The organism is Sphingobacterium paludis, assembly GCF_004364125.1.
GTDB classification, from domain to species: Bacteria; Bacteroidota; Bacteroidia; order Sphingobacteriales; family Sphingobacteriaceae; genus Sphingobacterium; species Sphingobacterium paludis.
Genome location: NZ_SNZV01000003.1, coordinates 69238 through 91946 on the forward strand (window position 1 = coordinate 69238; position 22709 = coordinate 91946).

Annotated in this window: 23 protein-coding genes; 1 reads left to right on the plus strand and 22 read right to left on the minus strand. The window is 43.5% G+C overall.

Annotated features, from left to right (window positions below; translation table 11 throughout):
* Positions 1 to 142: 142 nt before the first annotated feature.
* From B0I21_RS06295 to B0I21_RS06405, 22 genes are all read right to left on the minus strand, one after another.
* Entirely contained in the window at positions 143 to 1528 is a 1386-nt protein-coding gene (locus B0I21_RS06295) for an NADH-quinone oxidoreductase subunit N (RefSeq protein WP_133639631.1), read from the minus strand.
* Between the two features lie 14 nt (positions 1529 to 1542).
* A complete protein-coding gene (locus B0I21_RS06300) occupies positions 1543 to 3000 on the minus strand; it encodes a complex I subunit 4 family protein (protein ID WP_243835965.1) in 1458 nt (485 codons plus the stop codon).
* A 58-nt stretch (positions 3001 to 3058) separates the two neighbouring features.
* Positions 3059 to 4978, minus strand: a complete 1920-nt coding sequence (gene nuoL / locus B0I21_RS06305; protein WP_133639632.1) for an NADH-quinone oxidoreductase subunit L — start codon at positions 4976 to 4978, stop codon at positions 3059 to 3061.
* A 34-nt stretch (positions 4979 to 5012) separates the two neighbouring features.
* Complete coding sequence (gene nuoK / locus B0I21_RS06310; protein WP_037497025.1) at positions 5013 to 5342, minus strand: NADH-quinone oxidoreductase subunit NuoK; 330 nt, start codon at positions 5340 to 5342, stop codon at positions 5013 to 5015.
* Positions 5342 to 5839, minus strand: coding sequence for an NADH-quinone oxidoreductase subunit J family protein (locus tag B0I21_RS06315; RefSeq protein ID WP_133639633.1), 498 nt, complete (start codon positions 5837 to 5839; stop codon positions 5342 to 5344). The genes nuoK and B0I21_RS06315 overlap by 1 nt, the downstream gene beginning before the upstream one ends.
* 1 nt (position 5840) lies before the next feature.
* A complete protein-coding gene (locus tag B0I21_RS06320) occupies positions 5841 to 6365 on the minus strand; it encodes a NuoI/complex I 23 kDa subunit family protein (protein ID WP_133639634.1) in 525 nt (174 codons plus the stop codon).
* A gap of 57 nt (positions 6366 to 6422) precedes the next feature.
* On the minus strand, positions 6423 to 7463 hold the full coding sequence (gene nuoH / locus B0I21_RS06325; RefSeq protein ID WP_133639635.1) for an NADH-quinone oxidoreductase subunit NuoH: 1041 nt from the start codon (positions 7461 to 7463) through the stop codon (positions 6423 to 6425).
* Between the two features lie 10 nt (positions 7464 to 7473).
* Complete coding sequence (locus B0I21_RS06330) at positions 7474 to 8487, minus strand: 2Fe-2S iron-sulfur cluster-binding protein (RefSeq protein ID WP_133639636.1); 1014 nt, start codon at positions 8485 to 8487, stop codon at positions 7474 to 7476.
* A gap of 36 nt (positions 8488 to 8523) precedes the next feature.
* On the minus strand, positions 8524 to 9876 hold the full coding sequence (gene nuoF, locus B0I21_RS06335; RefSeq protein WP_133639637.1) for an NADH-quinone oxidoreductase subunit NuoF: 1353 nt from the start codon (positions 9874 to 9876) through the stop codon (positions 8524 to 8526).
* 3 nt (positions 9877 to 9879) lie between these two features.
* Positions 9880 to 10404, minus strand: a complete 525-nt coding sequence (locus B0I21_RS06340) for an NADH-quinone oxidoreductase subunit NuoE family protein (RefSeq protein ID WP_133639638.1) — start codon at positions 10402 to 10404, stop codon at positions 9880 to 9882.
* Positions 10397 to 11632, minus strand: coding sequence for an NADH-quinone oxidoreductase subunit D (locus B0I21_RS06345; RefSeq protein ID WP_133639639.1), 1236 nt, complete (start codon positions 11630 to 11632; stop codon positions 10397 to 10399). Before B0I21_RS06345 ends, B0I21_RS06340 begins: the two co-directional genes overlap by 8 nt.
* Positions 11633 to 11652: 20 nt before the next feature.
* Positions 11653 to 12156 carry an NADH-quinone oxidoreductase subunit C gene (locus B0I21_RS06350; RefSeq protein ID WP_133639640.1) on the minus strand — a complete coding sequence of 168 codons (504 nt, stop codon included), beginning with the start codon at positions 12154 to 12156 and terminating at the stop codon, positions 11653 to 11655.
* Positions 12149 to 12709 (minus strand): NADH-quinone oxidoreductase subunit B, encoded by a 561-nt coding sequence (locus B0I21_RS06355; protein WP_133639641.1) that lies wholly within the window; start codon positions 12707 to 12709, stop codon positions 12149 to 12151. Before B0I21_RS06355 ends, B0I21_RS06350 begins: the two co-directional genes overlap by 8 nt.
* Before the next feature lie 77 nt (positions 12710 to 12786).
* Positions 12787 to 13167, minus strand: coding sequence for an NADH-quinone oxidoreductase subunit A (locus B0I21_RS06360; protein ID WP_133639642.1), 381 nt, complete (start codon positions 13165 to 13167; stop codon positions 12787 to 12789).
* A 103-nt stretch (positions 13168 to 13270) separates the two neighbouring features.
* The gene (locus B0I21_RS06365; RefSeq protein ID WP_133639643.1) at positions 13271 to 15010 is read right to left on the minus strand and encodes a tetratricopeptide repeat protein; all 1740 of its coding nucleotides are present in this window, start codon (positions 15008 to 15010) and stop codon (positions 13271 to 13273) included.
* A gap of 33 nt (positions 15011 to 15043) precedes the next feature.
* Positions 15044 to 15988, minus strand: coding sequence for a PstS family phosphate ABC transporter substrate-binding protein (locus tag B0I21_RS06370; protein WP_166637786.1), 945 nt, complete (start codon positions 15986 to 15988; stop codon positions 15044 to 15046).
* Between the two features lie 364 nt (positions 15989 to 16352).
* Positions 16353 to 17228, minus strand: coding sequence for an energy transducer TonB (locus B0I21_RS06380; RefSeq protein ID WP_133639646.1), 876 nt, complete (start codon positions 17226 to 17228; stop codon positions 16353 to 16355).
* Positions 17229 to 17247: 19 nt separating this feature from the next.
* Entirely contained in the window at positions 17248 to 17799 is a 552-nt protein-coding gene (locus B0I21_RS06385) for an ExbD/TolR family protein (protein WP_037497047.1), read from the minus strand.
* Positions 17800 to 17819: 20 nt separating this feature from the next.
* Positions 17820 to 18473 carry an ExbD/TolR family protein gene (locus tag B0I21_RS06390; RefSeq protein ID WP_133639647.1) on the minus strand — a complete coding sequence of 218 codons (654 nt, stop codon included), beginning with the start codon at positions 18471 to 18473 and terminating at the stop codon, positions 17820 to 17822.
* 99 nt (positions 18474 to 18572) lie between these two features.
* Positions 18573 to 19403 carry a MotA/TolQ/ExbB proton channel family protein gene (locus B0I21_RS06395; RefSeq protein ID WP_133639648.1) on the minus strand — a complete coding sequence of 277 codons (831 nt, stop codon included), beginning with the start codon at positions 19401 to 19403 and terminating at the stop codon, positions 18573 to 18575.
* A 435-nt stretch (positions 19404 to 19838) separates the two neighbouring features.
* Positions 19839 to 20189 carry a translation initiation factor gene (locus tag B0I21_RS06400; RefSeq protein WP_133639649.1) on the minus strand — a complete coding sequence of 117 codons (351 nt, stop codon included), beginning with the start codon at positions 20187 to 20189 and terminating at the stop codon, positions 19839 to 19841.
* 4 nt (positions 20190 to 20193) lie between these two features.
* A complete protein-coding gene (locus tag B0I21_RS06405) occupies positions 20194 to 21072 on the minus strand; it encodes a diacylglycerol/lipid kinase family protein (protein WP_133639650.1) in 879 nt (292 codons plus the stop codon).
* A 358-nt stretch (positions 21073 to 21430) separates the two neighbouring features.
* Here B0I21_RS06405 and metK point away from each other — a divergent pair, with 358 nt between their 5' ends.
* Complete coding sequence (metK, locus tag B0I21_RS06410) at positions 21431 to 22684, plus strand: methionine adenosyltransferase (protein WP_133639651.1); 1254 nt, start codon at positions 21431 to 21433, stop codon at positions 22682 to 22684.
* Positions 22685 to 22709: the final 25 nt, after the last annotated feature.

Genomic DNA, 22709 nt, shown 5'->3' on the forward strand with positions numbered 1-22709 from the left:
TGTAATATAAGATAGAAATGAAATTGGAAAAAACAGATGAAAACTAAATCGCAATCCCTATAGCATAAAAAAGCTCACCAGAGTGAGCTAAGATCTTGCGTAAGCGTACTTACTTTTCCATATATCCTGTGTGCAAATTTTGCTAAATCAAGCCAATGATAACATCTGGATAAACGCCGAATACAATAGTAAGCACGGCAGCTATGCCCAATACTATCGTATAGCTGTTTGATATCATTATACGGTCTGCTGGTTCTTCGTGCCCACGCTTAAAATACATATTCACCACCACATGCAAGTAATAGTAAACGGCTATTGCTGCGTTGATCACAGCAATAATTAATAACATGATATTATAATTGCCCATTACGTTGTTGAACATCATAAATTTACCAATAAATCCAGCCGTTAGCGGCACGCCAGCGAGGGAAAGCATGGCCACCGTCAATACCAATGCTAGGAGGGGCTCTCGTTTCGCCAAGCCGTTGAACGACTCAAATTGCTCCGATCCCGTTTTCCGCTTCACCAAAATCAAAGCTCCAAAGGCAATGACCGAAGCGAAGCAATACGCCACAGCATACATCAATATACTCGATGCAGAAGCCGGCCCTATCGACACGATTGCAAAGAGCATATAGCCGGCATGCGAAATGCTTGAATACGCCATCATTCGTTTAAAGCTTACCTGCAGCAAAGCTGTTATATTACCTATAGATAGTGTAATGATCGTAATCATGAGCAGGACAGGCGTCCAGAATTCACTGACAGGAACCATGACCATGCTGAAAAGACGAAAGAAACCAACAAATGAAGCTACTTTAACGACCGTGCTCATAAAGGTCGTTATTAATATCGGAGCGCCATCATACACATCTGGCGTCCAAAAATGGAAAGGAGCCGCTCCCACTTTAAAACATAAACCGCAAAGCATCAGCAATACACCTGCGTAAAACAACGGGGATATAGCGGTGGATGACATCACATATTCCCGAAGGCCACTTAAGTCAAATGTTCCGGCCGCACCATAAATGAGTGTAATGCCAAACAATAGAAAGCCGGTCGAAAAAGCACCCATCAAGAAATACTTAAGCGCCGCTTCGTTCGAAGCAAAATCACTTTTTCGTATCCCGACCAAAATATAGAGAGCCACGGACATAATTTCAATGCCCACGAACAGCATGGCAAAATTGTGGTACGCCGCCACCAATAAAGCGCCCATCAGCGAAAAGACGATTAAACAATAGTATTCGGCAATATTGTCGCTGATACTTCGGAAGTATTCTTTTGAAAGAAGCAAAATCAAAACTGTCACGATAATCAGCAAAGCTGAAAATGCAATAGCATAGCGGTCAAATATTACCATGCCGTGATAGAGTGCCGTAGCATCCTTCGTCCATAGCGACAATGAAAATCCAAGTGCGACTAGAAGGCCAATGATCGTGGTTGGCAGTAGCGCTTGTTTAGCCTTGTAGAGTCCGAGATATAGTAATAGTATTCCTAATATACCCAATGTAATTATCGCTCCCATAGTACGTTCAATCGCTAAAATTTAATGTTATTTAATAAACTGGTAACCGATGCTTCCGACAGATGCAATATTGCCTGAGGCCAAACCCCTAAAAGCAGGGTAAAAAAAGCGATTACACTTAAGACAAGTAATTCATTCCCTGCAATATCCGACACCACGTTCACGTTATCGCGGACTGTACCCAGCATGGACTTCTGGTAAAATCGAAGCATGTAAACTGCGCCTAAAATCAGTGTCAGTCCGCCAAATGCAGCATACCACACTCCAAAATCGAAAACCCCTTTGAGTAACAGGAACTCACCCACAAATCCATTCGTCAGCGGCAGCCCAATGGCGCCCATCAAGATGATCAGAAAAACAATTGCTAATCTCGGCATTTGTGTGGCTAATCCTCCCCAAGCAGACAGGTCGCGGCTTCCCGTTCGTTGTTGCAAAATATCGATAATATAAAACAAACCGACCACGCTCAGGCCATGGTTTACCATCTGTAATACCGCCCCTTGCAGTCCTTCAGTATGCCAAGAAAAAACGCCTGCAGCTATAAGGCCTACGTGTGCAATAGAAGAGTAAGCGATTAATCGTTTTGCATCCTGCTGTTTAAAGGCTATAATCGATGCATACACGATCCCTATAACGCATAAAACCATCAGTATCGTACTGTATGATAACACAGCGAAAGGGGTAATAGGCAACAGCCATCGAATCAATCCATAAACACCCATCTTCAGCATAATGCCGGCAAGCAACATTGTTCCGCCCGCGGGTGCATGGGTATACGTATCAGGCTGCCAGGTATGGAAAGGAAATATAGGAATCTTAATCGCGAAGGCGAAAAGAAATCCCCAGAACACCCATCGTTGGCTGGACTCTGATAATTGCAATGTGGTTAGCGCGTCCCATTCCAAACTACGCGTTGTGCCTTGATTATATAGGTAAACCAAGGCAATCAACATAAATAAACTCCCTAAAAAGGTGTAGATAAAAAACTTGAGGTTCACGCGTACACGATCACCATCGCCCCAAAGCGCACATATAAAATAGATGGGGATCAAGGCGGCTTCCCACCCGACGTAAAACGAAAAAGCGTCTTGCGCTAGAAAGACTAGCAATAGACCCGCCTGCATAAAAGAAACAAGCGCATAAAACCCACCTTTATACTCCTTTTTAAATGAAGTGAGGATAATTAAAGGAATAAGCCCATTCGTCAGCAGCAGCAAGGGCATGCTTATTCCATCCAAGCCTAGGTGAAAATCAACGCCCAATGAGGCAATCCATGTCCAGCTTTGCTCAAATTGAATTGTCGCATCAGGGACGAATGACGCCAGAAAAAGAAGAGACAATCCTAACGATAGCAGGGCCATCATTAAAGCTATCCATTTAGCTGTCGATGCTTGCCGCACAAAACTTAAGATGAGCGCCGAAACAATCGGTAGTAACAATAAAATAAATAGGTTATCCAGCAACAAATTCATAGTGTATAAGTCTAAAAGCTAAGCATTTTTCATTTGTGTATCGATGCGATCCGCTTCTTTACATGTGCAATATTCCATAAATTAAAATAGCGACGGCACTAAAAACCATCATGATAATATAAAATCCAACATGCCCGCTTTGCAATAGACGAATTCCTTTTCCTGATCCAATAAAAAACTCGCCGACACCGTTTACAAAACCATCAATACCCATCTTGTCTACATATTTAAAAAATATGACCGAGAGCTGCCGCAGGGGCTTGACGATAACCGCATCGTACAACTCATCGACATACAATTTATGGTAAGAAAGTTTATACAGAATTCCTTGTTGGCTATTGTCCGCAGCCGGAACTTCCTTGTTTTTACCATATTTAACATACGCCCATGCTGCCATCGCAATAGCAGCCAATACAGACAACCCCATCAGCACATATTCGGTCATATGACTCAAGTGCATACCTGCCGCGCCCATATCGCTATTCGCGAACACCGGAGCAAGAAAATTAGCGAGTTTTTGCTCTCCGCCTAATACCTCAGGAACGTTCACCAATCCGCCAACAACAGAAAGTAAGGCTAAGGTCACGAGCGCTGTCGTCATTTGCCACGGTGATTCATGAATCTTCTTTTGCTGCTCCTCTGTACCACGGAATGTACCGAAAAACGTCAGAAAGAGCAGTCTAAACATATAAAAAGCCGTAAAGAGCGCGGTAACAAAACCTAATACCCAAAATATAGGATGATGCTGAAAAGCATGGGCAAGAATCTCATCTTTAGAGAAAAACCCCGCAAAGGGCGGAATACCACTTATCGCAATGGTACCAATGAGCATCGTAGCGAAAGTAATGGGTAATCCTTTGCGCAAGCCACCCATCTTTCGCATATCCTGCTCGTCATGAAGGGCGTGTATCACAGATCCCGCACCAAGAAAAAGCAACGCTTTAAAAAAAGCATGGGTTAACACATGGAAAAAGGCTCCTGTGAAAGCCCCTACGCCCAGGCCTAAGAACATGTATCCTAGTTGAGAGACCGTAGAATAGGCCAATACCTTCTTAATATCATTTTGCGTAATGGCGATAAATGCCGCTACTAATGCAGTAACCACGCCGACAACAGCCATAATCTCCATCGACAAAGGGGAAAGTATGAAAAGTACATTGGATCGGACGACCATATAAATTCCTGCAGTAACCATCGTCGCTGCATGAATTAATGCGGATACGGGTGTAGGTCCAGCCATGGCATCGGGAAGCCAAGTAAAAAGTGGAATCTGCGCAGATTTACCGGTGGCCGCCACAAATAGCAATAGGGTAATAACAAGAATCGTAGTGTCGCCAACCGCCATACCACCAGCTTCGGAAAACACGGCAGCATACTCCAAGCTGCCAAATGTTTCTAGCATAAAAAACAGGGCCAATAAGAATCCTAAATCACCAATGCGGTTCATTACAAAAGCCTTCTTGGCTGCTGATGCATAGGATGAATGTTGAAACCAAAACCCAATCAACAAGTAGGAACATAGGCCGACGCCTTCCCAACCTATAAACATCACCAAATAATTGGATCCTAAGACGAGGATCGTCATAAAAAAGATAAATAGATTCAGGTATGCGAAAAACTTACCAAAACCTGCATCGTGGGCCATATAGCTGCTGGAGTACAGATGAATAAAAAAGCCCACGCCAGTAATGATCAGTAACATAATAGCACTCAGTGGATCCAATAGAAAGGATATGGCAATCTGTATATTTCCTACGGTGAACCACTCAAACAGTGTCGAGGTGATTGCAGCCACTCCGCCCGCCTCGCGTAGCTCCGCAATCTCCAAATAGCCCAGTATACTCAGCACAAAGGATCCCAGCACGGTTCCACAACCTATAACGGCGATCAATGCTTTAGAAGCATGATTTCGTATGACGCCATTGATTAGAAATCCAACGAATGGGAGGAGGGGTATAAGCCAAATTAATTCAGACATACTATTTAGTTAAGCTATAAAGTCTATAATTCAATTACCAACGAAGTTTACTTAGGGATTCGATGTCCACAGATTTCGTATTTCGATACACCATTATGATAATGGCCAGCCCCACCGCGACTTCAGCCGCCGCCAGAGCCATAATGAAGAATACGAATACCTGACCGCTAGCATCTCCCCGGTATACGGAGAAAGCCGCTAGCAACAAGTTGACGGCATTTAACATCAACTCTATAGACATCATGATAATGATGACATTTCTGCGTATCAAAACCCCCGTAACGCCGATAGCGAAGATAATACTGCAAAATATGATGTAGTGATTGAGCGGTACGCCCTGCATTTGCGTGACAAAATTTTCCATTATACTTTTTTCGGGTCTTTCTTCGCCAATAAAACAGCTCCTATCATTGCGGTAAGCAATAAAATAGATGATATCTCAAAGGGCAACAAAAATTCATTAAATAATACTTTACCGAGATTTTTCACCAAGCCTATCTCTGCATTCCCGACAACCATTTCATTATTCGGGGTGATCACTTTAAAGGCTCCCAGGAAAGTCGCTATCAAACACATTCCGGCTACCGCCCCCATGATCTTCACGAGGTTCGACTTCATCGGCTCACTCTCTTCATTGAGATTTAAAAGCATGAGCACAAAAAGGAACAATACCATAATAGCACCCATGTATACAATGAAATTAACGACCGCTAAAAATTGCGCATTGAGCAAAATGTAATGGATCGTCAGTGTGAAAAAGGTAACGACCAAATATAAAACGCTGTGCACTGGATTTTTCGTGAAGATGGTCATCAGCGCGAAAATTATAGCCAGAAAAGCCACCAAATAAAATATAGACATCCTAATTTGATTTATCTTGGATTAGTTTTTTAATATCAAATGCTGGCTCCACCAATTTATCTTTCCCGTAGATAAAGTCCTTCCGGAGATATTCTGCTGTCACATGTGGCCCATCTAGATAAATAGCCTCCTTTGGACAGGCTTCTTCGCACAGTCCGCAGAATATACAGCGCAGCATATTGATTTCATAAACCGCCGCATATTTCTCTTCTCGATACAGCGCTTCCTCGCCTTTTTTTCGTTCGGCTGCAATCATCGTAATGGCTTCTGCCGGGCACGAAAGGGCACATAAACCACATGCCGTGCATCGCTCTCGGCCAGCCTCGTCCCTTTTCAACGAATGTTGACCCCGGAAGTTTTTGGAATACGGGCGCTTCTCTTCTGGATACTTGACCGTTGGAATTTTTTTGAAAAAATGGCGAATCGTAATCCCCAATCCTTTCGCGATCGCCGGTAGATACATGCGCTCCCAAAAATTCATGGGTTTCTGTTCGAGAACCTTTTTCCTATTTGATAATGACTGCATAGTTATCTTTTTTTAATCTTGCATACGATATACTCACTCCTTTTTGTTTTCTTGAGCCTACGCAAAGTAGGTGTCTTTCACAATCGTAATTATTCCTGTCAGCACAATGTTGGCAATAGCGAGTGGAATCAACATTTTCCATCCCAGATTCATCAGTTGATCGTAGCGAAAACGAGGTAAAGTCCAGCGTATCCACATAAAAAAGAAAATGAATCCGAAAATCTTAATGAAAAATGCGACCACCCCTAGAATCGTAATCCAGTTTGGAGAAAGACCAAGATCATGCATAAACGGGAAGTTGTATCCTCCAAAATACAGTGCGGCCATCAGTGCGGAGGAAACAAACATGTTGATATATTCCGAAAACATATACAAGCCAAGCTTCATCGATGAATACTCCGTATGATAACCGCCAACAAGCTCTGTTTCACATTCCGGCAAATCGAAAGGCACACGGTTACACTCGGCAAACGCACAAGTCATAAAGATCAAAAAGCCGAGGGGTTGTACCCAGATATTCCAATTGACAAAGCCTGATTGTTGGGCAACAATTTCACTCATCGATAAGGTTTGCGTGACCATCAGCAAAGCAATAATGGATAGCCCCATCCCGATTTCATAGCTTATACTTTGGGATGCCGCACGAATAGCACCTAGTAAAGAAAATTTGTTATTAGATGCCCAACCACCCAACATGATGCCATACACACCCAAAGCCACGACGCCAAAGATGTACAACACACCGACGTTGATATCTGCCACTTGTAAGGTTATCTGCCGTCCGTTAATATCCAATGTTTGCCCCCAGGGAATCACCGCGGAACTAATGCAAGCTGTAATGATTGCCAACGTAGGTCCCAAAATAAATAGTGATCGATGTGCGCCGGCCGGAATAATCTCTTCCTTGAAAAAGAACTTACCCCCATCACACAGCGGCTGTAAAAGCCCGCCAAATCCAGCCCTGTTCGGCCCATAGCGATCCTGCATAAATCCCGCGATCTTGCGCTCCGCCAAGGTCGAATACATCGCAATGACCAAAGACACGGTGAACACAATAACCACCAAAATTAATTTTTCTAAAATGAATGCTCCTTCCATGTTCTTGATCTTATTTTAACCGTTCTACCCGAGCCAGCTGTTCTACATTAGCGGCTTGCAGTTTCGTATCTTCCTTTATTACTGCTGGCGGTGTAAAGTTTTCGTAATGATTGGCGTTGATAACCGATTGCTTGTCAACCGGCGTAGGCTCTTCCAACGTCCAGTCTGCTGTTTTCTTTTTATCAAAACGACAGGTATTACAAATAAATTCATCGACCTCATTAAATTCGTCCTTTCGTCCGGTAACGCGCAAAACCTCTTCTCCTTTGTACCACAGGGTCACCTTGCCGGAGCACGATGGGCAGTCACGGTGTGCCTCAACCGGTTTGGTAAACCACACCCGATTTTTAAAACGAAAGGTTTTATCTGTTAGCGCCCCGACCGGACAAACGTCGATTACATTGCCGATAAAGTCGTTATCTAGCGCGTTCTCAATAAACGTGGAAATCTCGGAGTGGTCGCCGCGATGAATCACACCATGCTCTCGGCCTTCAGTCAACTGATTAGCGACATACACACAACGGTAACACAATATGCATCGGTTCATGTGCAGTTGTATTTTATCGCCGATATCAATCCGTTCAAATGTGCGTCTTTCAAACTCGTAGCGTGTTTGATCGGCGCCGTGCTCATAACCAAGATCCTGCAATTTACATTCTCCCGCCTGATCGCAAACTGGGCAATCCAGTGGATGGTTAATCAACAGCATCTCCACCACGCCTTTTCGCGCTTCTACCACATCTGGCGAGGTGATGTTCTGTACTTCCATACCATCCATCACTGTCGTACGACATGAAGCTACCAGTTTTGGCATCGGCCGTGGATCCTTTTCTGAACCCTTAGAAACCTTTACCAAACAGGTCCGACACTTACCCCCGCTTCCTTCCAACTTCGAATAATAGCACATCGCAGGAGGTACAATATCACCTCCTATCTGACGAGCAGCGTTCAATATGGTCGTTCCTGGTGCTACATCAAGCGCAATACCATCTATCGTAACCTTAAATTTTCCTTCTTCAGCCATCGTTTCTTTCTTACATTATCTATGTACAAAACTCTACTAAACAACAGGTGCCAGCGGATCCGCATAGTGTGCTAATCCAAAATTTCTCGTCTGTGACTCCTCTGGATGCAAAATGTGCCATTCAAATTCGTCTCTAAAATGACGTATTGCACTCGCTACCGGCCATGCCGATGCGTCGCCAAGCGGACATATCGTATTGCCATCTATCTTACGCTGGATATCCCATAAAAGCTCAATATCGCTTACATCGCCTTGTCCGTATTCAATTTTGTGCAAGACTTTTTCCATCCAACCCGTTCCCTCCCTACAGGGCGAACATTGACCACAACTTTCGTGGTGGTAAAACCGGGTAAAGTTTAAGGTATTCCGTACGATACATTGGTCCTCATCAAATGCGATAAACCCGCCAGATCCCATGGCCGTTCCCGTAACGAAGCCCCCATCAGCCAACGATTCATATGTCATAAGCCTTGCTTCTCCTTTAGCAGTTGTGGTGGCCAGATTGGTTGGTAAAATAGGTACCGACGAACCACCCGCCACAATAGCTTTCAGGCGTTTGCCATTGGCAATACCACCGCAATATGCATCGGAGTATATAAACTCCTCAACAGGGAGCCCTAACTCGATCTCATACACACCTGGGCGTACTAAGTTACCTGAAGCAGATATAAGCTTCGTTCCCGTACTGCGTTCAATACCTATTTTCGCATATTCTTCACCGCCATCATTCACAATCGGCACGGTAGCCGCGATAGACTCTACGTTATTAACAACCGTCGGGCAGCCGTAAAGACCAGCAACGGCAGGGAAGGGTGGCTTGATGCGGGGATTGCCCCTTTTGCCTTCCAACGACTCTAACAGCGCCGTCTCTTCACCACAGATATAAGCGCCGCCCCCGGGCTGTACATATATTTCCAAATCATACCCCGAGCCCAATATATTCTTACCTAAAAAACCTGCAGCTTTTGCTTCGGCTATCGCCTGTTCTACGATCCTGATCTGCGGCATCATCTCGCCACGTATGTAGATATAGGATGTATTGGCACCTAAAGCATAACTCGACACAATCATCCCCTCGATCAGGGCATGCGGTATTTTGGTCATCAAAAAGCGATCTTTAAACGTTCCAGGTTCCGATTCGTCTCCGTTGCACACCAAGTAACGTGGAACGCCTTCGGGCTTGGCAAGAAAGCTCCACTTCATGCCGGTCGGAAACCCAGCGCCACCTCGCCCGCGAAGACCTGATTTTTTAACCTCCTCCACGACATCGTCCGGAGACATTGTCTTCAACGCCTTTTCCACAGCGCGATAACCTCCCTTTTGCCGATAAACCTCTAGGGTGTTTATGCCGGGAACATCAATATGTGTCAGTAATAGCTTACGTGCCATGTCTTATTGATTTTTTGCCTTTTGTTTCAGATCATCGATCAAATGATCGACGCTATCTGCTGTAAGATTTTCGTAAAACGTGTATTCAGGGCCAATTTGCAGCACCGGTCCAAAACCGCAAGCCGCTAAACACTCTACCCCGCGCCATGAGAAAAGCCCATCAGGCGTAACCTCACCCTCTTTTACACCAAGTCGGTTTTCGAGATGCTGCATCATACGCTCTGCTCCCACCAAACAACAAGGCCCTGTCCGGCAGATCTCCAAAACATATTTACCTTTGGGCTGCAAAAAATACATGCTGTAAAAGCTTGCAACCTCGTACACCTCAATCGGCTTTATCTGTAAAAATAGCGCTACTTTGTCCATAGCATCAACACTCAACCAACCGAAATCTGCTTGAACCAAATGCAGTATCGGCAGCAGCGCTGACTTTTGCTTTCCTTCTGGATAGCGAGATACCACATCGGCGAAGCGATCAAGCAGCGCCGGCGTGAATTCTACCGTCATATTTTCTTGGATACTAAGCATCGAGTTCTCCTGCAATTACGTTTAAACTACTCATGTTAATTATCGCATCAGATATTAGCATTCCGCTACTCATTGGAGCAAACATCTGGTAATTAATAAAAGATGGTCTGCGGAAATGTAATCGGTATGGAGAGCGCCCTCCGTCATGAATCATGTAAAAGCCCAGTTCGCCATTCGCGCCTTCGACAGCATGATACACTTCTGACTGCGGGGTTTCCCACTCACCCATCACAATTTTGAAATGATAGATCAAGGCTTCCATATTGGTATAAACCTGTTCTTTCGGCGGAAGATAAAAAGCGGGGACATCCGCGTGGAAAACTCCCTTCGGCTCCTTCGCGATCTTCGCTAACGCTTGCTTGATAATTCGTAGCGACTGCCACATCTCTTCATTCCGCACCATGAACCGATCGTATACATCACCCGAAGTCCCTACCGGAACATCAAACTCAAACTCTTCATAAGAGCTGTATGGATCAACGACACGAACATCATAGTCGACGCCTGTAGCGCGAAGAATAGGACCGGACCAGCTGTAGCTCAGCGCCTCCTCCGGCGTCACCGCAGCTACGCCAGATGTACGCTCGATAAAAATTCTATTCCGCACAAAAAGTTGCTCAAACTCTTTCAACACCGGCGGAAACCGCTCTAAAAATTCCTCAATTTTACGAAAGGCGATATCGTTAAAATCGCGCTCAAAGCCACCAATCCGACCAATGTTTGTGGTGAGACGTGCGCCGCAAATTTCTTCGAAGATTTCATATATAAATTCGCGCTCCTGCATCACATAGAGGAAACCGGAAAACGCCCCCGTATCCACGCCGAGAATACCATTACAAATAATATGATCGGCGATACGCGCCAGCTCCATAACAATCACGCGCATATATTGCACCCGCTTGGGGATCTCTATCTCCAACAGCTTTTCGACCGTCATGTGCCAGCCCATGTTGTTTATCGGAGCAGAACAGTAATTCAGTCGATCCGTGAGCGGCGTGATTTGATAGAAGGGCCTGTGCTCGGCGATCTTTTCAAAAGCACGATGTATATAGCCTATCGTAGATACGCCGCTTACGATACGCTCGCCGTCAATCTGCAGCACGTTTTGAAATACGCCATGTGTTGCGGGATGGGTTGGCCCCAAATTAAGGGTGATTAGCTCATCCTGCGGGTCGTTATCATAAAATACGCCAGCATTTGGCGTTATCTTGGTGATGGGTTTACTCATTTCGCAGTCTCATTACAGGTTTAACGTCCAAAATAAAAGTCTTTTTTATCAACACGATTAGGATCTTCCAATGGGTATTCTTTTCGCATCGGAAAAACCTCAAGCTCATCCATATTTAAAATGCGTCGCAAATCTGGATGCCCATCAAATATTACCCCGAAATAATCGTAAGTTTCGCGTTCCATCCAATTCGCGCCGTTCCACAGCACAGTGGCCGTAGGCACCGTTGGCGTAGGGCCGGAAACCAAGACCTTAAGACGAAGCCTTACGTTATGCAGCATGTTATGCAAATGATATACGATACAAAAATCTTTTTCTTGCTTGGGGTAATGAACAGCCGTGATATCGGTCAAGTAATTTAATCGAAGTGTAGGATCATTCTTAACGAATTCCAGGAAAGCGATGAGCTGATTGGATTCTACACCTAGCGTTAAAAGACCATGTGGCTCGCCCAATACCACAAATGTCGCCCCAAATCTGTCTTGAAGCGCTTCGAGGATGATTTGGTTATCCAATTTATCCATTTCCATTATCTGTTGCGATACCGTACTTCTCCAATAAGGCTTTATATTCTGGAGTATTCCGACGATTTAACGATTCATTTTTCACAATCTCCTGCAGTTTTAGAACACCATCCAAGATAGCTTCAGGGCGCGGCGGACAGCCGGGCACGTACACATCTACCGGAATAATTTCATCAATTCCTTGCAATACAGAGTAGGTATCAAATATACCGCCGCTCGACGCACAGGCGCCTACAGCGATCACCCAGCGCGGTTCTGCCATTTGTATGTAAACCTGCCGTAACACGGGAGCCATCTTCTTCGCTATGGTGCCCATAACCAATAACATATCGGCTTGCCGCGGGGAAAAACTAGGTCGCTCAGCCCCAAAACGTGCTAAATCATAGGTTGAACCCATCGTGGCCATGAACTCAATTCCACAACAGGAGGTCGCAAAAGGCAATGGCCATAGCGAATTCGCCCTTGCCAAGCCAATAGCTTTGTCCAATGTTGTTGCGAAAAATCCTGATCCCTCTACGCCTGGAGGCGCTTCTGCCAATGTCACTTTACTCATGGCTTTGTTTTTTAGATGTATACTTCAGTTTATATGGATGGTGAGATGGACGTTTTAAATCCCTGCAGCGCGACTAACTAATCCCAGTCTAACGCTTTTTTCTTGATAACGTAGATAAAGCCTAACAACAGCATGCCCATGAAAATGAACATCTCGATCAAGCCCTCGAAGCCAAATTCGCGAAAATTTACCGCCCAAGGGTACATAAATATAACCTCCACATCAAATATGACGAACAAGATCGCAACCAAGAAATATTTGATAGAAAAGGGATGACGAGCGTTACCAACTACCTCAATCCCCGATTCAAACGAGCCCAGTTTGCTCTCAGTACGAACCTTAGGCCCAATTAAATGGGTTCCGATAATTGTTAAAACACCGAATCCAACGGCTACACCTAATTGTAATAAAATAGGTATATAATCTACTGGAGTGCTGCTTAGGTTTACACTTTCCATAATTACTAGTTTATTATCTGTTCTCAATAACAAATATATCATTTTTTCCCAATAAAAAAAGGGACTGCAAGCAGTCCCTTCAAATTTTAATGGTATTTTAATACTATAACTGATCAACAAATTGCGTAGCAATTTCGTCATCTGGTCTTACTTTCAACGTCTCTTGGAAATAGGTTTTTGCTTTCGCATTATCTCCTTTAAAGTAGTAGTAGTAACCAATATAGTTGTTGGCATCCGCTATGTAAGAGTTCGTCGTTTCATCTGATTTACCAGAGGCCTTGATCACTTCCAATAATTGGTTGAACGAATCCAAGTACAAACCTTTCACGTTTTCCGGATCGTAAACAACGTTATCTAAAGCGAGCTCGGATAGACCTTTGAAATAAAGACCGTTTACGAGGTATTTATCTTTAACGTCTTGTTTGGTCGCAGCAGTCACAAGGCCAAGAGCTTTTACAGCTTCATCCAAAAGAGGTTTTGCTTCCGCTAGTTTTGTCTGACCCAATTCGGGTGTTACCTCTTCGCCTTCAGCTGGTGAAATGATTCTAGACCCTTTTTGATATTGACCGACACCCAAATAGTAATTTGCATCGTAGTAGTAATCAGAAGCTGTATCAACAGCTACCACGCGGAAGATTTTGATCGCATTATCTACGTCTCCGTCTTGGTACTTCGCAAACGCGGATTCCGCGATTTCTGTCTCCAAGTTATCATCTTCTGTTTGTTTCTCTACCGCTTGCTTCAATAGCTCGCCTGCCTTCGCTTCATCGCCGGCACTCAAGTTAGCCAAACCTGCGTACAAATAATCACGTGGGATTAAACGCTCGGGTTGAACCTTTGAGAATAACGTATTCATATACTCCGCAGCTTTCGCGTAATCTTTGTCTTGGTTGTAGGCGATGTATCCCAAATAACGGTATACTTTCGCATCAACCCCAGGCGCATTAGCTAATTCTTCAGCAACGGTTTTCAACTCGGCATAGTTACCTGAGTATACCAAAAAGTCAGCATAACGTGTTTTCGCCTCAACCGAGTTATCACCTGTCAGCTCAAGATATTTCTTGTAGTTCTCTACACCTTTTTGGTTGATCTCACGATACTGATCTTCTGGAGCCTTTAGTGACGACAGATAGTAGGTCTCAGCAAGCTCACGGTAAAGCGGCGCATAGTCAGCATGCTCTTGTGTCAAAGCTGTTAATTGCTCCAATACGACGTCATAAGCCTGTGCTCTTCTGGAGATTACTGCCTGGCCGATTTTCGGTGCCAATAATGCAGGATCCATATATTCAGCATCACGGTAGTTCACATAAGCTTGACTACTTTCACCTAAGCCGGCATAAGCATCACCAAGAGCAACTAAAATTGTCGCATCTTTCGCATTTTTAGCTTTCGCTTGCGTTAGATATTCAATCGCTTTTGTGTAGTCAGGCTTAGGAGCGTCGATATAGGCTTCACCAATATACAACAATGGCAAATAATCTTTTTTACCTAATCCAGATACTGCTGTGGCGAACTTCGTCTCCGCTGCACTTTGATTGCCGCTCATTAAATCGACAATCCCCAACCCTACATTATTCAACTGTTCTTTGGGAGCGTTTGTCAACCCTTGGTTAAACACAATGGCTGCAGAGTCAACCTTATCATTGATTAAATGAACTCTACCCAGGTAGAAATAATTCTCCCCATCTTTTGCCTTTTTCTCCACCAAGTTCTTAAGAATTCCTTTTGCTTTATCGTACTGCTCTGCTGTCAACGCAGCTTTCGCATCTTTTAAGCTTTGGGCACTTACAGAACCAATTGTTCCAGCCAATAATAGACTTAAAAATAATTTGCTGTTTGTCATAATCTATTTGTGTTCTATTTTATTCTTCTATTGTTAAATATTATCTCGTACAATGATCTCCCGCCCTGGCATGGTAGCCGGCACTAAACCAGCCTTCAGCACGATGCGTTGACCACGATCACCGGTTAAGAAAGCAGAGAAACCTATGCCCAACCCTAAATTCGGTTGATAATTCAGTACATAAAATGTGCGTTGCAAGGGATACTGTCCGGCGGCTATAGTTGATTGATTTGGTATATAAAATCTGTTATCAGCCTTTTCTCCAAGCGTATTCTGCACGCTCAAGATACGAATATTATTTTTATTTGGAAATGATGCGATCAAATCTCTGTATTCGTTATAGCCCAATATACCCAATTTATCTGGCGATTGCGCAACCGCCTCAAGCACGCTTTTTGCTCCACTTCCCGCCTCGACAAAGGTGGAAGCTGCCTTCTCCATTTGGCCAAGCTCTCTTAGGAACCTAAAGCTACTGGAGTTGATGTTATCAAACACAATTTTCCGGCTATCCACACTTTTCCCTTTCATTGCATTTGTTAAATACGATATTGTAACGCTCGTATCGGCCGATTTAGTATTGCTAACAACAACTATTCCATCTGACCAAACAGCGAAGGTTCGAGGGGTGATGGACCGCTGTTTGAAAGATGCCTCTTCTTCTTCGTTTAGCGGCCTAGCTAGGATAGCAACACTTGCTTTTCCCGACACCAACTCGCGGATAGCTAAAACCTCAGGCTTTGTAATAAAGCTAAGCTTGGCATTGGGATAGGCCGATAAAAAAACCTCCTCCTGCTCTTTTAACAAGGGCATAACAGATTCATCAACAGCCACCGAAAGCGTACCAACCAGTATGTCCTCCTGACTTTGTTCTTCCCGCGTGCGGCCCGGATCAGCGAGGCGATCTCCGTCTTGCCTATTGGGGGAACAAGCGGCAACCAGAAGTCCTAGAACTACACCTGCCTTTATGATACTTTTCATGCTCATCATCTCTATTTGTTTACCAATTTTTTGCTTTTATTAACGACACCACTCCTACGATGGTTCTGTTTACATACTTATTAGATAGTAGAAAACCGCAGAAAGTTTAATCCACTAAGCAGATTATCGCCTAAAATTGTTTTGCCATAATCGGGCAAAACGCATAAAGGAATACACGATCAGCAAGATTCCGAATAACTTTTTGTAGGTAGGGTCTATTTCTATAGGAAATCCATTCCAAAAGATGATGAGAACGCCCAATGTAAAATAAAAGGCGAACATCGCTAGCCCTAAAATAGACAGAAATCGCTGGGTTGGCGATTTCTGACTAAATTTTCTTGTGCTGTTACGCAAACCGTTCATACTATTGCTGAAGGTTTAATGAGATAGGTAATGTGTAGGCAACACGAACCGGACGACCATTCTGAATACCTGGCTTCCATTTTTTCGCTTTTTTCAACACATTTACCGCAGCTTGACCTGTACCGTATGACAAATCCTTCACGACTTTCACATCTGTTAAGCTACCATCGCGCTCAACAACAAATGATACGACAACTTGGCCTTTCACACCAGCGTCAATTGCGCTTGGTGGATATGTGTAGTTATCACCTACCCATTTACGAAAGGCAGCAAGTCCGCCAATTGGCTCCGGATTTACCTCTACCGCTGTAAAGATCTTATTGGATTCATTACCGTCTGGATCGCCTGTAGCACTTCCGGTAATTTGTCCTTCCACCTTTTTAGGACCAAATTCGCCTGTCGGTACACCGGCAGCCCCTTTAGTTCCCTTTAACGTAATACGTGCAGGTGTTTTATTTTCTTTTTTAATTTCTTCTTGAGAAACGACCTCTTCCTTCACTTGGTTTTGAGGCACCACTTTTGGCTCCGGGAAACGCACTAAATCTTCTGCTGGCGGCTCCTGCGCAATACGCTGAGGTGGCTCTTCTTCCTGTGGAAGAGGTTCTTCTTCTTCTTCTGGCTCCGGAATATCCAAATCCTCTAGTGTAACCTCGGTAATGACCGGTGCTTCTTCTACAGGTTTATCTGGAAAAACCTTAATGTTAAACATTTTTGGAGCACTCAAAACAAGAACGCTTGCAGTGATCGCGAGTAGACCGATATTGGTCGCCTTCGGCGCGTATTTACGCAAATCGTAGGCACCATATTCTCTGTTTCTATTCGCAAAAACGACATCAAGCCATTCTTTTTTGAATATATCTAATTTAGAACCAAACATATTTTACTTAATTATGCAATTAGTCGTTAAATAGACCATCGCGTTTTAACACCTCTATTTCGTCATTGTTGATCTTGGAAATCATATAGCGCTTCACGTCTACAATTTTCATCTCGTCTAAGATATCGACAAGGTTACGTTGTACCGATTTCTCACTAGGTCTGATTACGACGATCAAATCTTTACCGCCAGAACGCGCTGGTACCTCTTTTTGCATTTTTAGCAAAACCTGACGGATGCCTTCTTTACCATAATCTACCGTTACTGGTGGATAAATCGGCTTCGCTAATTGTCCGTAGTACCAAGAGATTTTATTGTCTGATCCTAATAAAAGCGTGATAGAACGATTATCGGCAATCTCTAGATTGTCATTCGCGTCCATCTTATTTTTATCAGGCATCGCAACGTCCATCGCCTGTGGTTTATTTAATGACGTGGTCAACATGAAGAAGGTGATCAACAAGAACGCTAAGTCTACCATGGCGGTCAAATCGACCTTACCACCAGCTTTCTTGGCTCTAACCTTGCCGCCTTTGCCTCCTTTACCACTATCCTGATTTAATTCTGCCATTTTTTATTTCAATTAAACGACTATTGCTCGGATGCGCGTAAGCCTGTTACAAAACTAAATTTGTTCTGCTTTTGGTTACGCAACGTTTCAATAATCAAATTAACAATTGGATACTTCTCATTTGCATCGGCTTTGATAGCAACCTTCATCGGTCCTGGATCGACAAAGTCTCTCTCTCCTTCGCGTGAACGATTGTATTCAATTGTTGCCTTCCGTGCTTCCTGAACCCAAGAATACAATTCATTTGAAGCTGTTTCTGTACTATCTACAGGAACACCTGGCTGAATCTTCTCATCGCGTTGTTCATTAGGCAACGAAAGTAGTTGACGCAAATTTTTCATAGGAACGCCAAACTCGTCTAGTTGTTTAAACTTCTCATATTCCTCTGCTGAAAATGCAACACCGTACTTTTGCGACATATTCTTCAACGTGATCTCGCGTACCGTTGGATTTTTCACGCCGAAGAAGATTTTGCCTTCCGCTACCGAGATAACACCAAGGTTATCATCCGGTAATTTATCCGGCGTGGTTGATTGTGGAGTATCCACGACCAACACTTCAGGTTGACGAGCAGTAGCCGTTAATACGAAGAACGTAAGAAGCAAGAACGAGACGTCACACATCGCCGTCATGTCGATGGAGGTACTGGCTCTTTTTACTTTTGCTTTACCCATTTTTCTTTACTTCTTTAATTAACAATTCTTATTCCTTTTAATGATGATGATCTTTCCTCACAAATTCCATAAAAGAATTTGAAAAAATATCATGTTTTCTTACTTGTGGTTTGCAGCGTACGTTTGTACGATTGAGAAACCAGCTTCGTCGATAGAATAAGTTAAGTTGTCAATTTTTGCAGTCAAGATGTTGTACATGACGATAGCGAATGTAGAAGTCGCGATACCTGTAGCCGTATTGATCAAGGCTTCAGAGATACCGTTTGCTAATTTAGCTGAATCTGGAGCACCACCTGTTGCAAGAGCGGAGAAGGCCTTGATCATACCTGTTACCGTACCCAATAGACCTGTCAATGTACCGATAGAAACTAATGTAGCGATAACGTTCATGTTTTTCTCTAACATTGGCATTTCTAATGCAGTTGTTTCTTCGATTTCTTTTTGGATCGCTACTACTGATTTTTCAGCATCTAATCCTGTGTTAGCAGAAACATCTTTGTATTTCAATAAACCTGCTTTTACAACGTTCGCTACAGAACCTTTTTGTTTGTCACACTCAGCAATAGCTGAATCAATATTACCGCCATTAATTAATGACTGAATTTTTCTAACGAAGTTACCAACGTTGCCTGTTCCAGCTGCTCTGCTGATTACTAAGAAACGTTCGATAGAGAATACCCATACCATTAAGAATAAACCGATCAATACAGGTACGATCACACCAGCGTGATAAACCATTCCTAAATAGTTTCCTGGTTTTGGTTGGTTTTCTGGATTTTCTTCCAAGAAATTCGAAGGTGCTCCCATAACATATGCCCATACTACGTAACCGATGATGAAACAAATGATGATTGCTAAACTCGCAAATAAATTACCTGAATTTCCGCTTTCATTCTTAGCAGGAGTAGTAGTTTTTGGTGCGTTTGCCATTTTTTTACTAATTTTTAGATTTTTACTGTTGTTTAATATTACTGTTTAATTCAATTTGTGCAATGTATTGCCATCTATCTTGCTGTTAAGCAAAACAAATATACTATTTTGTGTTAAAAATAAAATTTTCTGTGCATTAATTTATACATCTTTCAATAGGCTCCATATTAGATAAACCAGCCGCGGTTTCCTCTCCTTCCTAACACATCGTCGCCTCATGCTTTAACGCCGTTTAATGCGATATATTTTACAATGAAAACTATTTTTTTTGGTTTATGCAAATTAAAAAATCATTAACTACCAAAAATAAGTAAGTGTTCACTTAGTGGTAAATAAGGTCTGTTCGGGTTCTATCCCTAACGGATCTTCATTTATGCGCACCGCCAAATACATAGCAACGGTTTAGCTCCAAATTACGCAACCGGTTGTAACTAATTAACCTCCAACCAATTTGACCTGATAGGCAGCCGCCTTAAGCATGTCGAATATCCGGTTTTTAAAATCGCCTTGAATTAAAATGATTCCGTCCTTTGCTGAACCGCCAACACCGCATTTTTGTTTTAATTCTTTTGCTAAATCATTTAAGTCTTCTTCCGTGCCTACAAAACCTTCGACGATTGTAACAACTTTTCCTTTACGGGCTTTCTTATCGAGCATGACTTTTAGCCGCTGCTGATTATTGGGCAGGGTGGTAACATCTTCCGAAGGTGTGGATTCTACATAATCAAAGTCGTTGGCTGTTGAATAGACAATGCCTTCAAATCGTTGCTTTTTTTGTTTCGCCATCGTGTTAACAAATAATTTTTAAAGATTTATGCTTGATACCGATCTCGAGCTCTCGACCCATTTCTACGGGTTCGCCATCGACATGCACAGGTCCTTTCTCATCACGAATAATTCTAATATTCTTTCCCGGAAGGATTTCCACGTACTCAGACTGATCGGCACTCTTAGTAAACAAATGGAAGACCATCTTCGGTAGCAAGTAAAGTGGAAACTTATGCACCACGCAGACGTCCAAGATACCATCGGTAATAGATGCTTGCGGAGCGATATAGGCATTGTTACCATATTGGGGCGAGTTTGCGACACTGATCATAAAGGCTTCCTTTTTATATTCTTTCCCATCAATGATAAGGGTATAGGTGCTCGGTTTGAAATCCCCCAGCACGTTCATGATCGAGCGTAAATAGCCTACTGGTCCACGGATGTTCTCGGTCGCAAAATGGTCACTCACTGAAGCATCAAACCCGAGGCCGGTGATATTGAAAAAATTGCGTCCGTTAATTTCGCCCGTATCAACATCTACCGTTTCAAATCTATTGATTCGACGCAGCGCAGCAGACTCATTCAACGGTATCCCTAGATACAACGCCAATCCATTTCCAGAACCTTCCGGAATAATTCCCAAGGGCATATCCGTGCCTAGGATAGCCGAACCCACCTCATTGATGGTACCGTCCCCGCCAACAGCTACTACAGCGTCGTACCCTTCCAGCACAGCAGATTTGCCCAGTTCGTAGGCATGATTTGGATGATCCGTTATTTTGAATGTAGGGTCAAACTTTTCCAGATCAAGTACTTCCAACACCTGCTTGTTAAAGGCGGTTTTCTTCTTACCGCCCGATATCGGATTGACGACAAACAAAATTCGTTTACGTTGACGCATCGTATACTTCCATTTTAAGGTTATAAAGATATAGAATTGCGACCACCAATTTATATACCTCCATCGTTTATTTATTTCCTGCACGCGTATAGACGGCATGCCGATGAATGTGTTTGGCCATCGAAATACGCTGCAGACAAATGTGGCATAGCTTTTACAAAACATTTTTGCTTTCGGTTTCCTTTATCAGGGAAAGGTTTGTATTTTTGCTAACAAAAAATGTGGACTGATTTGCGTATGGCATAATGAAAGATGTCATAGGAGATTGCAACCACAGTAAAAAAGTGCTAAAACCAACATTTCTGTTTTTCCACTTTCGTTGCATCTCTCCTGCTCTCGCAATCTAAAAAAACGCTTAATGGCATATTTATTTACTTCAGAGTCGGTGTCCGAAGGGCACCCAGATAAAGTAGCAGATCAAATTTCTGACGCTTTGATCGATAATTTTCTGGCTTGGGATGAAGATTCCCGCGTAGCCATAGAGACGTTGGTTACGACCGGGCAAGTGGTTTTGGCTGGAGAGGTGAAATCAAAAATCTATTTGGATGTTCAAAAGATCGCGCGATCTGTCATTCAAAAGATCGGGTATACGAAGTCAGAATACATGTTTGAAGCAAATTCATGTGGTGTACTGTCCGCTATTCACGAACAATCTGCCGAAATCAATCAAGGTGTCGATCGTAAAACAAAACAAGAACAGGGAGCCGGTGATCAAGGCATTATGTTTGGATACGCAAACAACGAAACCGAAAACTACATGCCGCTTGCATTGGACCTTGCGCACCGCTTGTTATTCGAATTGGCAGCCTTACGTCGAGAAAATGGAGAAATTACGTACTTGCGGCCTGACGCGAAATCGCAGGTGACGCTTGAGTATAGCGACGACCATAAACCCCAGCGCATCGACACTATTGTGATCTCTACGCAGCACGACGACTTTGCTCCTGAAGCAGAGATGCTTAACAAGATAACCGAAGATGTGAAAAACATCTTGGTTCCCCGTGTAAAAGCTCAATTAAAGCCGGAACTTCAGGCTTTATTCAACGATAATATCAAGTTTCACGTGAACCCTACCGGAAAATTTGTGATAGGTGGTCCTCATGGCGACACAGGCTTGACAGGCCGTAAGATTATTGTGGATACCTATGGCGGCAAAGGAGCACACGGAGGTGGTGCTTTCTCTGGAAAAGACCCGTCCAAAGTAGATCGTTCCGCAGCTTACGCCACCCGACATATTGCTAAAAACCTTGTCGCGGCAGGTGTTGCAGATGAAATTCTTGTACAAATTTCGTACGCAATCGGTGTTAAAGACCCGATGGGCATCTATGTAAATACCTATGGAACCAGTAAGGTTAATCTTTCCGATGGTGAGATTTCAAATAAAATCGCAGAAATTTTTGACATGACCCCTTACGGTATTGAAACCCGTCTTGGCCTTCGGAACCCGATATATGCGGAAACCGCTGCCTATGGACATATGGGCAGAACGCCAAAAACGGTTAGCAAAACGTTCGAAAGCTCCACGGGCGAAACAAAAACTGTCGAGGTGGAATTGTTTACATGGGAAAAGTTGGACTACGTCGAAAAAATAAAGACAGCATTCTCGCTGTAATAAAGTGAAGTATTCAAGATCAGTG

Coding starts and splice junctions, on each gene's coding strand:
- B0I21_RS06295 (WP_133639631.1), bottom strand. CDS start 1,528: ATGGGAGCGATAATTACATTGGGTATATTAGGAATACTATTACTATAT.
- B0I21_RS06300 (WP_243835965.1), bottom strand. CDS start 3,000: ATGAATTTGTTGCTGGATAACCTATTTATTTTATTGTTACTACCGATT.
- nuoL (WP_133639632.1), bottom strand. CDS start 4,978: ATGTCTGAATTAATTTGGCTTATACCCCTCCTCCCATTCGTTGGATTT.
- nuoK (WP_037497025.1), bottom strand. CDS start 5,342: ATGGAAAATTTTGTCACGCAAATGCAGGGCGTACCGCTCAATCACTAC.
- B0I21_RS06315 (WP_133639633.1), bottom strand. CDS start 5,839: ATGTCTATATTTTATTTGGTGGCTTTTCTGGCTATAATTTTCGCGCTG.
- B0I21_RS06320 (WP_133639634.1), bottom strand. CDS start 6,365: ATGCAGTCATTATCAAATAGGAAAAAGGTTCTCGAACAGAAACCCATG.
- nuoH (WP_133639635.1), bottom strand. CDS start 7,463: ATGGAAGGAGCATTCATTTTAGAAAAATTAATTTTGGTGGTTATTGTG.
- B0I21_RS06330 (WP_133639636.1), bottom strand. CDS start 8,487: ATGGCTGAAGAAGGAAAATTTAAGGTTACGATAGATGGTATTGCGCTT.
- nuoF (WP_133639637.1), bottom strand. CDS start 9,876: ATGGCACGTAAGCTATTACTGACACATATTGATGTTCCCGGCATAAAC.
- B0I21_RS06340 (WP_133639638.1), bottom strand. CDS start 10,404: ATGCTTAGTATCCAAGAAAATATGACGGTAGAATTCACGCCGGCGCTG.
- B0I21_RS06345 (WP_133639639.1), bottom strand. CDS start 11,632: ATGAGTAAACCCATCACCAAGATAACGCCAAATGCTGGCGTATTTTAT.
- B0I21_RS06350 (WP_133639640.1), bottom strand. CDS start 12,156: ATGGATAAATTGGATAACCAAATCATCCTCGAAGCGCTTCAAGACAGA.
- B0I21_RS06355 (WP_133639641.1), bottom strand. CDS start 12,709: ATGAGTAAAGTGACATTGGCAGAAGCGCCTCCAGGCGTAGAGGGATCA.
- B0I21_RS06360 (WP_133639642.1), bottom strand. CDS start 13,167: ATGGAAAGTGTAAACCTAAGCAGCACTCCAGTAGATTATATACCTATT.
- B0I21_RS06365 (WP_133639643.1), bottom strand. CDS start 15,010: ATGACAAACAGCAAATTATTTTTAAGTCTATTATTGGCTGGAACAATT.
- B0I21_RS06370 (WP_166637786.1), bottom strand. CDS start 15,988: ATGAAAAGTATCATAAAGGCAGGTGTAGTTCTAGGACTTCTGGTTGCC.
- B0I21_RS06380 (WP_133639646.1), bottom strand. CDS start 17,228: ATGTTTGGTTCTAAATTAGATATATTCAAAAAAGAATGGCTTGATGTC.
- B0I21_RS06385 (WP_037497047.1), bottom strand. CDS start 17,799: ATGGCAGAATTAAATCAGGATAGTGGTAAAGGAGGCAAAGGCGGCAAG.
- B0I21_RS06390 (WP_133639647.1), bottom strand. CDS start 18,473: ATGGGTAAAGCAAAAGTAAAAAGAGCCAGTACCTCCATCGACATGACG.
- B0I21_RS06395 (WP_133639648.1), bottom strand. CDS start 19,403: ATGGCAAACGCACCAAAAACTACTACTCCTGCTAAGAATGAAAGCGGA.
- B0I21_RS06400 (WP_133639649.1), bottom strand. CDS start 20,189: ATGGCGAAACAAAAAAAGCAACGATTTGAAGGCATTGTCTATTCAACA.
- B0I21_RS06405 (WP_133639650.1), bottom strand. CDS start 21,072: ATGCGTCAACGTAAACGAATTTTGTTTGTCGTCAATCCGATATCGGGC.
- metK (WP_133639651.1), top strand. CDS start 21,431: ATGGCATATTTATTTACTTCAGAGTCGGTGTCCGAAGGGCACCCAGAT.